We start from the raw sequence: 11,667 nt of genomic DNA, 5'->3' as shown, positions 1-11,667 counted from the left end.
GTATTAATATCATCTACATATTCTGTTTTCAAATATATTGCGATTTGAAAATTTTTAATTTAAATAAAGTTAAATTTTTTTACTTTATTTAATTATTAGCACCACTATACGACACATGCCGTTTCTCAATCCGTTCTTCAATTTCTTTCATATTTTCTTTATTACTTAATAGTGATTGTTTATTTTCTATTAATAATTGTTTAAAAGATTTTCTCACTTTTTTTCGCATTGTCAGTTTCCTCCTTAACGATTACAAATAACTTATCAAAGGATGGTTTATTTAAAAGATAAGTAATTATCTGTGTAGACTTATAATAATTGATTGTTGTGAAATCCATTTGAACTTCATATGAAAACTGAGTTTATATTCTGACAACTTTGTGAACAAAAAAAGAAAGATAGATCAAAATTATGTTTGATCTACCTTTCCATACCCTTTAAAGCATATTAATCAATATTTCAGGTCTTCCCCAATTCATTTCGCCGCAAACGAATCGTAGTTTTTCTTCGTTCATTGTGTGTAACCCTTCTTCTAACGAACATGAAATTGGAACTTCACAATGAATTTGCGCTAATTGTAAAGAGATATTTAAATTCTCTAAATCACTTTCAATTTTTGTGCGCTGCCCTTTCGTTAATGATGCTATATTTTCTAGTACTGCCGATACTGTGCCGTATTCTTGAATAAACTTATACGCTGTTTTTTCACCAATACCTTTTACACCTGGATAATTATCACTTGTATCTCCCATGAAAGCTTTCGCATGCACGATTTGCCAAGGTTCTACACCTTTCTCTTCCATGATTTTTTCCGGTGTGTAATACTCGTAATTTCCAATTCCTTTACGAAGAAGCATAACTGTAACATTCGTATCAACAAGTTGAAGTAAATCTGTATCACCTGTCAAAATATAAACTTCCGCTTCATTGCAATATTGTTTTGCAAGCGTACCGATGCAATCATCCGCTTCATAACCTTTCATACCGATTACAGGCATAGATAATTTCGCAGTCATTTCTTGCACTAAATCAAATTGCGGAATTAATTCTTCCGGCGGTGCTGCACGATTTGCTTTATAATTCGAGAAAGATTCCGTTCTAAATGTCGTACTTCCCATATCCCAGCACGTTACAATGTGCGTTGGTTCGATTGCTTGTGTTGCTGTTAATAAATGCTTCATATAACCATGAATCCCATTCGTCGGGGTACCATCTTGTCGTTTCATAAATTGTCCATATACACTTGTTGCGTAAAAAGCACGAAATAATAGTGCCATACCATCAACTAATAATACTTTTTTCATAATTCCTCTCCTACTAACAAAAAATAATAACCTCACGTTATCACGTAAGGTTATATATAGATTACCATTCTACGTTTTTGTTCAACTTTGTCTATTATACATTGTTTTTGTATATTTAGCATCATTAACACATTAAGACATTCTACCGCAACAAGTATGAAGTATTCCTGAATACGTATTTTTACCTGTCGAAACAACTACAGCCTTTGCATTTCCGTCAACAATATACGTACCTTTGAAACATACATTTTCAAGTTCAAGTGGATTATAGTCTTTCATCCGTTTTAATGGAATAAATCGTTTACGTTCAAGATGATAGCAACTTTCAAATTTCTCAATACTAGCATCGTTTCCTGTCAGCATAGATTCATTTACTAATAAATCATTTGCATAAATAATACGTACATCTGCTGGTACTGTATCGCCCTCTGCAAGAAAAATCATATCTCCAGGTACAAGCTCTTGTACTGGCAATTTCATCATTTTTAATTCATTGTTTAGCCCTGTTACGCTAGAGGCTTCTACTCTAGAAACAGTAACTGTTTCACATTTTAATTCATCATGCACATTTTGTTTTGAAAGACCTGGAATCATTCCACTTAGCTTCATCATTACTTCCGCAATACGCGCCCTTTTTGAAGTTAATTCATTTCGGCCGTATACTTGAATACGTTTTTGTGCCTCTTTCATAGATAGTCCGTCTCTTGTTGTTTTAAAATACGCAAATACAGATTTTACATCTCTTGTTGCGATTTCAATTAATAAATCTTTATTTTTTTGAAGCATTGTTTGTTCTTTCATTGCTTTTTTACTTAATTTATACGGAGTGTTACCCACACTTTTATTTACATATAACATATTATCGTCTCCTCCTTTACAACATAGGAAGAAACGCTTTGTTTCTCAATTTATCCACTTCACCGTGAAAGTGTCTAGCGCTTAAATACTCGAATAAACGCTACATTATGATAAATATAAAGGGAGGAACAAGTCGTTTCCTGCCTACATCATATATTTTTGATTTGAAGTATATGGGTAACGGAACCGAGTCAGAATTTGACATGCTCCTCACCTCCTCTTTAATTTTTTAGTTATAATCTATACTATGAAATTACTCATAGCTTGGTAACAAAAAAGACCCTTACTCATAAGAGAGCAAAGGTCATTGCATACACAAATAAGCGATTCCCAATATAATATAATTAGAAATCTACGGACCTCTCCCTCGCCGAGTTTTAGCACTGTATAGCATAGGTTCATTACCAGCTACGTTAAGAAAAACCTTAATTCGATCATTCCTGTTGACCCATTGGCGTCTCTCGACATTTTTGGGCAGTAGCATTTCTCTATACAGGAGCCTCACCTAACAGAGACTTATTTTAATTATATAGAAAATGTTACTCCTATTTAAAATAGATGTCAACACTTTGTATGGAAACTTTTCCTTATTACAACAACTACCTCGAGTTTAGTACACTAATACGCATCCTTCTCAGCGTTCGGCTACATAAAATAAAACCCTTACGTTAAAATGTAAGGGTTTTAATATGTTACACAACCAGCAATTACAATTCCGATGGAAAGTGATAAAAACATAAGGAAAAGACCAACTGCTTGATTATCTTCTTCAAGGCTTTTATTAATATTAAAACGTGGTGTAAGCCATTCTGCTAAATAAAAGACAATAATTTGAGCTAATATCCCAACAGCTCCCCATGAAACCATATCAAGAATTGAAATAGAATTAGCAGCCGTTGAATATAAAACGATAGCAAGACCAAGTAATCTTCCTCCAAGTACATAGCTTACCGCTTTATTCCCTTGAGCCATTAACTTAAATTCCTTAACTTTCGTTGTCACTTCCATAAGAAAAAGACCGATACATAAAAGTGCAAGTGATACTGCTAAATATAGTAAAAAATTAATCATTTATTTTCCTCCTTCTTAATACCTACCGGTAAATAATACGATTCATTTCCCGTAATTTTTTCTCCGGCACGTATACCGATGCTGCTCGCTTTTCCAGCAATTAAAAAAGCCCCAAACACGTATGACAGCTTCTCAATTCCTTTTTCAGTTTCCAAAAATACAACTGGAAGCTCTGTATATTTCTGAAATATAGGAAGTGACGATTTATACGTTTCATGTGCATTTCGAATCATAATATTTGTATCCTTATCACGAATCGTAATCGTGTCACCTTCCCTACCGAACGAAGGTTTTTGAACGAAAGGACTTTTCCCCAAAAATAAATCTGGCTCAAAATATGTAGGAAGCATATATTCTTTAATCCACTTTTGTTCCTCATTTGTGTAAAAAGCACCTTCTTCTGCTAATCCCCAAATAAGACATTGAATTGATTTCGGCTGAATTAAAAAGGCCGACAAAGGATTTATAATAAAAAGCTTTCCTTCTTTTACAAGTTGCAAAAGTTCTACTCCCACCAAATCCCCCGTTTCGGGATCTTGATCTTCAATTAAGTCTTCAATTGGATATGTTTGGCGATACAAAACATCAATTGGTACACCATCTCTATCTACTAAAGCATCATCTGTAATTCTAAGTTCTGTCATTGGCATCACTTTATTTTCAACATGACATAGCCCACTCAAATACATAGTCGTATTCCAATCTTCTATATGTTCATGATGAGCTGTGAAAACAACATTTGGATCTTCCATTCCTTTTGTAAACTCCATTACGGCTTTTGTAATACCGGAAGAAAGTAAGCGCTCTTGATTTGCATTTGGATCATCATAGCCTAATTTTCCACAAACTTTTCCATTCATTTGAAAGCATTCCACAATAAAAGTTGGAGTGTCACTATTAAACTCAAGCATTTTAATACGATTATCATCTGTTAAAGCAAAATCAAATCGTGAAATAACAGATTCAGGATACATTCCTTTCAGTCTAATAAAAGGCAAGCTTGCATCTGGAAAACCAAGTTCAAGAAGCTGTTCATTAGATAAATCCCGAAGAAGTCTAGCAGTCTTAAAAAATATTTTCCCCATTCGTTCAGTTGCTAATTGTAATTGTTTCATCGTTTGCTCTGTTATTGGAAAAACATGAAACAAACTATACTCACATTCATATAAATCCGACCAGAAATGCGGATAATTCGAATAAAATCCTTTTCGTTTCTTTATGTATTGCGACATATTTTAACCTCCAAATCCACCTTTTGAACCGCTTCCAATTCCACCTTTAAATTCGGCCGAAGATTGATAAGTTTTAAACGCTGATGAATTTTTGAAGGTGGATTTATTTTGATAGTATTTACCACCATAAAAGTAATGTCCACGATAACCTGAACTACTATCATCACACTGCCAAACACCAAGCTCATCATCCCAATCCCAATCAGAACAACTATTATCATTCGGTTCGGGGGGAATATCTTGCGCACAGCCAAATAAAGTGCCCGTCATTAAAGATGTCAGAACACCACCTACTAGCCATTTCGTTTTTGTCACCTTTGCACTCCCCTTTTTAAATTATATTTCTATTATATAAGATGGCATGATAAAGTAGAAGAAAAAGGAAGAAGAGGGATAAAATGCGATTGGAATATCGGCTCTATGATGAAACTAACGGGTATCCGGCTTTATGGAACTACGCAAATATTTCTAATTCTGAAATTGTCGCGCGCATGACTTGTGAATATTTTACAAAAGATGGAAATACATATGTCGTTACTGCAACTTCAGTAGATCCAGACGGGACAGCAGTGTTATATATACAAAAAGAAGTTTTTTTCAACGACCCTTCAGATCCTACATACTCGCACATAGGTTTTGAAATTCGAGAACTAAAGGAAGCAAGCTCAATTATGATAGAAAGTAAAGATGTGTGGAATTACGAGGACATCTTACCCTCTCTCCATTCAGATATTATATATATTCAACGGGATGGAATACATTTGGAATTCACCCTAGATTCAAGAGAAATTGATGAAGACCGCAAGTGCTATATTTATTATGGAAACTTTACAGGTAAATCGAGATAACATGAGCATATTTATTCAACAAAAAAACCTTACGTATAAAACGTAAGGTTTTTTATATAGTCCCACATATGCCGTTATCTATAGATGTCCATAAACCTGCTCTCACAGGTGGATGTTCTCACAAATGTTTGTAACTTCCTTCTTAAAAAGATGGCCTGCTATCTACATTTAAATATTGAACTTCCATATTATACTTATTGGTTTAAGACATACACAAGCTACGTACACCGTAGGAATTTTATATAATGTTAGTTGAAATAAGACCCCCGCAAGTGCCGTTCCTCGTAAATGTCCAAAAACCCGCTACTCGCAGGTGGATGCCCTCACAGTTACCGTACATCTTCCTCCACAAGGAAGGCTTGATGATGGTCACTAAATATTGAGCTTCCGTAAAACTAACATCGGTTTTAGACATAAATAAGTTACGCACACCGCAGGATGTATTATTTACTTGTCGTTATATTATCACATTGTTTCCAATGTGTAAAATATAATATTTTTGAAGCAATCTCTTGCTTGTGACCTTATTTTAATACAAATTATTTTTGCATGCAAGTGATTAATCTTCTTCTTTTGCAATTTGATTTTCTGGATAAGAAATCCAATCACTCCAGCTACCTGTATACAATTTAACATTTTGAAAACCAGCTAATTTTAATGCAACTATGTTCGGACACGCTGTAACACCAGAACCACAATATACGATTGTTTCCTTCTCTTTAGCAAGATTTTGGAAACGCCCTTGCTGTTCCTCTTCGTTTTTAAAGTGTCCCGATTCTAAAATTCCATCTTTCCAAAAATAGTTTACTGCCGTCGGAATATGCCCTGCCTTCGGATCGACGAGCTCTTCCGCACCTGCATAACGTTTCGGCTCTCTAGAATCAATTAACGTAATATCTATACCTGCATGAATATTCTTTCTGACCGTTTCCATCGTTACAAGCATATTTTCTTGTATTTCCGGTATAAAAGGTTTTCGTGCAATAACTGGGATATTCGGCGTTGTGTGTAATCCATTCTCTTTCCAAGCTGGAAATCCACCGTCTAATATATACACTTTCTCATGTCCTACATAGTTTAATAACCACCATAAACGAGAAGCCATTGCACCAGCTTGACTATCATACGCAATTACTGTCGTATGTTCATCAATCCCAGCCTGTGAAAGCTTGTCTGCAAACTGCTCTATATTTGGTAATGGATGGCGACCACCATGCTCTATTACAGAACTTGATAAATCTAAATTTAAATCAAAATATAACGCATGGGGAATATGTTCTTCCTCATACTTCTCTTTACCCCAATTTGGATTCGCTAAATCAAAACGACAATCGACTATACGGACATGTTCATCTTCTAAATGCTCACGCAACCATTCGACTGTAACAATCATCCTTAACGCCCTTCTTTCTCGTTCACGCGACCTACATACTCCATAACCATATCTGTTGTAACAAGTTTACGCTGCGGCGCAACGCCGCGTTTTGCAAGGTCATTAATTTGCTTTGTTACCATATTAATTGCATCAACTGAGAAATGTTTTCCATTTGATGCAAGTGCGATCGCAGCCTCAATTGCTGCTTCGCGTTGCGCATCTAATTGTAAAAATATTTTTACAATCTCATTTTGTTTACGAGAATGTGCTGTAATTGCTTTATGTACTTCCATCTTCTCTTCCCCCTAATAATTTATACTTATTTGTTTAATTTCATTGCAAGCCGAATCATATCACGACATACAATTCCATTTTCAATAATCTCTTCTTCATAATGCTTTGAAAAGTAATCAAAATCAATAGAAAAAATACGAAATCCACATTTTTGATATAACGCAAGTTGTGAAATACTAGAATTACCTGTACCAACTTCAAGTTTGTACATATTATATTCTTTAGCTTTTTCTATTGCATGCAACAATAACCCCTTACCAATACCTTTTCCTTGCATATGTTCTACAACCGCAATATTCATAATTTCCATTGTCTTTGGTCTTGTTTCCAAAAGCACATATACACCGATAATGCTTTCTTCTTGTTTAGCTATATACGTAAACCCTCTCTGTACATATGCATCAATTTGGCGTTCACTTGGATCAGCAAGGAGCAATAAAGATTTCGGTATAGCTTCTTTCGAAATACGCTCTATTACAACAGACATAAAAATTCCCCCTTCCCTATTGTTCTAAACCCCCCTTGTCTACCATAGATAATAGAAAGGAGGGATTCACCATGGACAACAATGAGAAAAAATGCAACGTCATCTCTATTGATGGAAAGAAAAAGAAGAGCGACACATATTCCTATCCAAAATTAGTAGTAGAAAACAAAACGTATGAGTTTTCTTCATTCGTCTTATGCGGTGAAACACCAGACGGCAGACGCTTAGTTCTTACCCATATGATTTCTACTGATGAGTTTGCAGGGTTTGTAAAATCTTTAGATACTGTACTACAAAAGAAAATTGAACGAATCTTTTTTTCATAACGGCTATTTAATATAAATTTCTTTTTCAATTTCTACTAACTGCTTTTGTAGCTCTTCTTTACTTTGTTCATATAGTGATACATCAATTGTTTCAGCTAAAGCGAATAATATACTTTCATAATAATTCTCAACATCTTGCTGCATCACTTTTTGGAATAGGTTCCATTTTGCATCCCACTCTTGCTTATAATGATGAACGAATAAATCTTCTTCATCAGCTACATAGTTTGATACGAAAGGTTCTAACACTCCTTTAGCGTCTTCTTGCATAAAAGCTTTATCATTTTTTTCAAAAAAGCTTTTCTCATTTTTAAAATGTCCCAGTGCCTTTTTAAAATCTTTTATTTCTATTGAAGGAAACGGCTCTTTATGTGTAATAACTTTATATTCATAATCCACTGTTCCACCCATAGAAATCGATTCATTTTCCACTTTGCAATTCACAACAATTTCATCCTTTGCACGCTTCATCGCTTCATCTATCCATTTTTCAAGACGTAATGATGTCGCACGCATTTCTTGTAATAAATCATGTTGAATAAATGAAACTAATTCCATTACACATTGTTGCAACTGCATTTTCACATTCCCGTCTGTTCGTAACGACGCCGGATTAATAAATTCAGTAAACACATCGTTATAGCGTAAAAATAGACGTTGGTGTACATAATAAAGCAATTCTTTCACTTCATTTTGCATTGCTTGCTCTTCAGCAAGTACACTATATGATGAAATAATATGAAGTAGCTGATCACGCTCTGCTTCATATTTTTTTGTTTGCTTCTCTTTCTCATCATTTCCCTGCTTCGCGCCATTTATCATATTTACAAGAAGCTGATTCGCTCCTTGCAATGCACTATATAAAGCGTGCACAGATACAAGCATTAAATCCCTCATCATAAAGGACGTAAATGATTCTTCAAACTTAGCAATCCCAGAGTTTTGTAAAATACCATACTTTTCTTTATCAATACGTTTCCCTTGCTTTTCTTCAAGTGCACATAAACTTGAAATTGCAAATAAACGTGGATTTCTAATACCGTATTGTAAGAGCTGATCCGCAATATAACCTTTTACCATTTCAAGTTCTTCTTCGGATTGTGCTAAATCGGCAGCATTTATTAAGAAGAACATTTTATCAAGTGCAAATGTATCCTTTACACGACCGAGCTGAATTAAAAACTCACGATCTGCGCGAGAGAAAACATGATTATAGTATGTTACGAATAAAATAGCGTCTGCGTTTTTAATATACTGAAATGCAACATCCGTATGGCGAGCGTTAATAGAATCCGCCCCTGGTGTATCTACAAGCGCTACTCCTTGCCTTGTTAAAGCACAATCATAATAAAGCTCCATATGCTCAACAAAGCATGATTTTTCTTCATTAGCTACATAATCAGAGAACTCCTCTAACGTAACTTGTACTTGTTCCCCTAAATGATTAGCAACTGCCTCATATCCTTTTTGTACCGCTCGTAAAAAGCTAAATGTTGTTTTTTGCTTCCCGCTTGGTGAAGGATATTTCATAATTTTATCAATTTGCGTTAACGCTTCTTCCAATGTAGCAATTTCATAGTGAAACATTTTATAAACAGCTTTCATATCTTCTAACAGCGCTTGCTCTGATTTAAACTGGACAATTACCGTTCCATGTTGTTTATCTTCTGTAACTGGCAAAATTTGATTTATTGTTGCTGTCGTTGGGTTTGGCGATACAGGAAGTACCTTTTCACCAAGCAATGCGTTAGCAAATGATGATTTCCCAGCACTAAAAGCTCCAAATAACGCTACTGTAAATTGCTTCGTTTCTACACGCTGTCTTTTTCCAACTACTTCTTGCTGTAAATGTTTCATTGTAGGCAATGGATCTAATATCGTTTCAGCTTTCTTCACTTTTTCTAATATACGCTGAATATTTAAAGCTTTCGTTCCTTTAATCTCTTCTTCACTAGCCGCTACGTTGTCATTTATAATTTCTTGCTCTTGTAGTGTAAACTTCTCACTAACAATTTGTTTTTTACTTTGTAATATTTCGTCTATTTGTAATTCATCTGGTATAGAAACATGTTCATTCCAAATATCTCCTAAATAGATCTCATATTCCTCATACTTCTTAATGTATTGTAATTTCGTTTCTTTTGCTGTTTGTAACATCGTGTATTTTTCAATTTCTTCTTCAATACGAGCAATCTCTATCTTCACTTTCTTCTGCAATATACCCGTACTTTTCCCGAAAATTTGCTGAGATTTCATAAAGTATCTTTTCTTTAACTCATTTGCAACGTCAGCAGTATAAAGAAGTAAGTAATCACCGGTAAATCCAGCCCCTTGTTTAATTGTTTCAGCCAACACTTCCGGTCCGAAAGCAATCTCTAACGCATATATGTCTTTCCCTATTTCTTCTGTAAATAACCCTTCTTCTTTTAAGAAGGCTACAATAAATTCTTTCACATGAAAATCAAGTTGCGTTTCAACAGTCTTTTGAAGAGCAGAATAAAAAGCATCTACACGTCTCTGTTTTTCTTGCTCCGTCTTTCCTTTCGCAAATAACAAACCAACTTTAAACTTCGTTAATTTCGTTTCTAAATATTCATTTGCCAATTCTCTCATTTCAAATGGCATTAAATACGCGTTATCTAATATGGCTTGTAAACCTTTTATAAATTCATTTCTCACATCAGATTCTTTACTAGCCGCGCGATTTTTATTTTCAGTTAACTCTTCCTTTTTTTCAACTATCTCTGAAAGTGACAGTGGTGATGTTAATTCTTCTTCATATTTCATAAGATGTTTTTCATTTTCAGAAAGAATAAACGAACAATGTTCTTGCAGTAAATATTCTGTTTCTCGCTCCATTCCCTTTCTTACATACTGCTCTTTTTCTTTCATGATAGAAAAAATTAATGCTTCTAAACTTTGAATTTCATTGTATGGATGATTCATCATTCGCAATGATGTATAAAAAATACCATCCACTTCAATATCCCAGTTAGAAAAAGACTGTTTTACACTATCTCTATACTCTTCAAACGATAACTCATTTGCTTTATGTTTATCTATTTGGTTTACAACGAGATAAACCGTTTTATTACGTTGTTTCAATTCTTTAACAAATTGTAAGTTAACCTCTGATTGGACATGGTTATAATCCATCATATAGAAAATAACATCTGCTAAATGCAGTGTTGATTCTGTCGCTAATTGGTGGGCATCATCCGTAGAATCAATTCCGGGCGTATCAACTAACATAACCCCATCAGGAATTGGCGCATCATTTCGATAAATATGAACACCAATTACTTCATCACCGTCTTTACATATTTGTTTTAATTCTTCTGCTGAATATGCGCCGTCATATTCATACTGTTCTCCAGACTTAATCGTTACAACAACGCGATCAGATCCTCTTTCAATTTTAACGACGTTAGCACTCGTTGGAATCGGACTTGTCGGTAATAATTGCGCTTTATATAGGTGATTCATCATTGTCGATTTCCCCGCAGAAAAATGACCACAAAAAGCTAGCATAAGCTGCTCTTGTTTATATTTTTGAATCAATTCAAACAACTTCAAACTATTCTCTACATCGCCGTTTTTTTGCCACTCTTCATAAAAACAAACAAGTTTTTTCATACCGTTTGTCTGTACTATGTTTGTCATCCCCTTGTTCCCCTTTATCCAAGATGTATATACTTTATCCCGCTATTTGTGGGCAGTAAAAGCCCGTTTCGTGCGGTATAATAATCAATGAGGGATAGACCTCCCCGCTGATTAAAGTTTCACTTTATTATCATACTAAATTTTCAGCATATTCACATCAAAAATAAAAAATCCCTTTCATTCTTTTTACAAATGAAAGGGATTTTATG

General features: G+C 34.5%; 12 protein-coding genes, 2 other RNA genes and 1 riboswitch. Of the genes, 2 read left to right on the top strand and 12 right to left on the bottom strand.

The features are described 5' to 3' along the window. Nucleotides 1-88 precede the first annotated feature (88 nt). The 6 genes from AB3X48_RS11765 to AB3X48_RS11740 form a co-directional block, all read right to left on the bottom strand. The gene (locus tag AB3X48_RS11765) at nt 89-229 is read right to left on the bottom strand and encodes an FbpB family small basic protein (RefSeq protein WP_002158534.1); all 141 of its coding nucleotides are present in this window, start codon (nt 227-229) and stop codon (nt 89-91) included. 208 nt (nt 230-437) lie between these two features. Beyond that, a complete protein-coding gene (locus tag AB3X48_RS11760) occupies nt 438-1,304 on the bottom strand; it encodes a 5'-3' exonuclease (RefSeq protein WP_016104355.1) in 867 nt (288 codons plus the stop codon). 132 nt (nt 1,305-1,436) lie between these two features. Next, nucleotides 1,437-2,162 (bottom strand): P-type ATPase actuator domain-containing protein, encoded by a 726-nt coding sequence (locus AB3X48_RS11755; protein ID WP_016104354.1) that lies wholly within the window; start codon nt 2,160-2,162, stop codon nt 1,437-1,439. A gap of 354 nt (nt 2,163-2,516) precedes the next feature. Then, nucleotides 2,517-2,682: riboswitch (M-box (ykoK) riboswitch) on the bottom strand. 164 nt (nt 2,683-2,846) lie between these two features. Beyond that, entirely contained in the window at nt 2,847-3,233 is a 387-nt protein-coding gene (locus tag AB3X48_RS11750) for a DUF350 domain-containing protein (RefSeq protein WP_002117799.1), read from the bottom strand. After that, nucleotides 3,230-4,465, bottom strand: coding sequence for a glutathionylspermidine synthase family protein (locus AB3X48_RS11745; protein WP_016104352.1), 1,236 nt, complete (start codon nt 4,463-4,465; stop codon nt 3,230-3,232). Before AB3X48_RS11745 ends, AB3X48_RS11750 begins: the two co-directional genes overlap by 4 nt. A 3-nt stretch (nt 4,466-4,468) precedes the next feature. After that, complete coding sequence (locus AB3X48_RS11740; RefSeq protein WP_002158538.1) at nt 4,469-4,780, bottom strand: hypothetical protein; 312 nt, start codon at nt 4,778-4,780, stop codon at nt 4,469-4,471. 83 nt (nt 4,781-4,863) lie between these two features. Here AB3X48_RS11740 and AB3X48_RS11735 point away from each other — a divergent pair, with 83 nt between their 5' ends. Further along, the gene (locus tag AB3X48_RS11735; RefSeq protein WP_016104351.1) at nt 4,864-5,313 is read left to right on the top strand and encodes a hypothetical protein; all 450 of its coding nucleotides are present in this window, start codon (nt 4,864-4,866) and stop codon (nt 5,311-5,313) included. A gap of 55 nt (nt 5,314-5,368) precedes the next feature. On the opposite strand, the gene ssrS (AB3X48_RS11730) is transcribed toward AB3X48_RS11735, so the two are convergent. The 5 genes from ssrS (AB3X48_RS11730) to AB3X48_RS11710 all read right to left on the bottom strand — a co-directional run bounded on the left by ssrS (AB3X48_RS11730) (nt 5,369) and on the right by AB3X48_RS11710 (nt 7,469). Continuing rightward, nucleotides 5,369-5,552: non-coding RNA, 6S RNA (gene ssrS, locus AB3X48_RS11730), on the bottom strand. Between the two features lie 21 nt (nt 5,553-5,573). Continuing rightward, nucleotides 5,574-5,756: non-coding RNA, 6S RNA (gene ssrS / locus AB3X48_RS11725), on the bottom strand. A 116-nt stretch (nt 5,757-5,872) separates the two neighbouring features. After that, nucleotides 5,873-6,706 carry a sulfurtransferase gene (locus AB3X48_RS11720; protein WP_016104350.1) on the bottom strand — a complete coding sequence of 278 codons (834 nt, stop codon included), beginning with the start codon at nt 6,704-6,706 and terminating at the stop codon, nt 5,873-5,875. A gap of 2 nt (nt 6,707-6,708) precedes the next feature. Continuing rightward, nucleotides 6,709-6,981, bottom strand: a complete 273-nt coding sequence (locus AB3X48_RS11715) for a DUF2533 family protein (RefSeq protein WP_002149260.1) — start codon at nt 6,979-6,981, stop codon at nt 6,709-6,711. A 26-nt stretch (nt 6,982-7,007) separates the two neighbouring features. Then, nucleotides 7,008-7,469, bottom strand: coding sequence for a GNAT family N-acetyltransferase (locus AB3X48_RS11710; RefSeq protein ID WP_002158541.1), 462 nt, complete (start codon nt 7,467-7,469; stop codon nt 7,008-7,010). 71 nt (nt 7,470-7,540) lie between these two features. Here AB3X48_RS11710 and AB3X48_RS11705 point away from each other — a divergent pair, with 71 nt between their 5' ends. Next, on the top strand, nt 7,541-7,795 hold the full coding sequence (locus tag AB3X48_RS11705; protein ID WP_000369740.1) for a DUF3931 domain-containing protein: 255 nt from the start codon (nt 7,541-7,543) through the stop codon (nt 7,793-7,795). A gap of 3 nt (nt 7,796-7,798) precedes the next feature. Here AB3X48_RS11705 and AB3X48_RS11700 read toward each other — a convergent pair whose 3' ends face one another. Then, nucleotides 7,799-11,458, bottom strand: coding sequence for a dynamin family protein (locus AB3X48_RS11700; protein WP_016104349.1), 3,660 nt, complete (start codon nt 11,456-11,458; stop codon nt 7,799-7,801). Between the last annotated feature and the right edge of the window lie 209 nt (nt 11,459-11,667).

The sequence above is a fragment of the Bacillus sp. S4 genome (genome assembly GCF_040838205.1).
Taxonomy (GTDB): Bacteria; Bacillota; Bacilli; order Bacillales; family Bacillaceae_G; genus Bacillus_A; species Bacillus_A cereus_U.
This window is presented reverse-complemented; position numbering and strand designations above follow the sequence as displayed.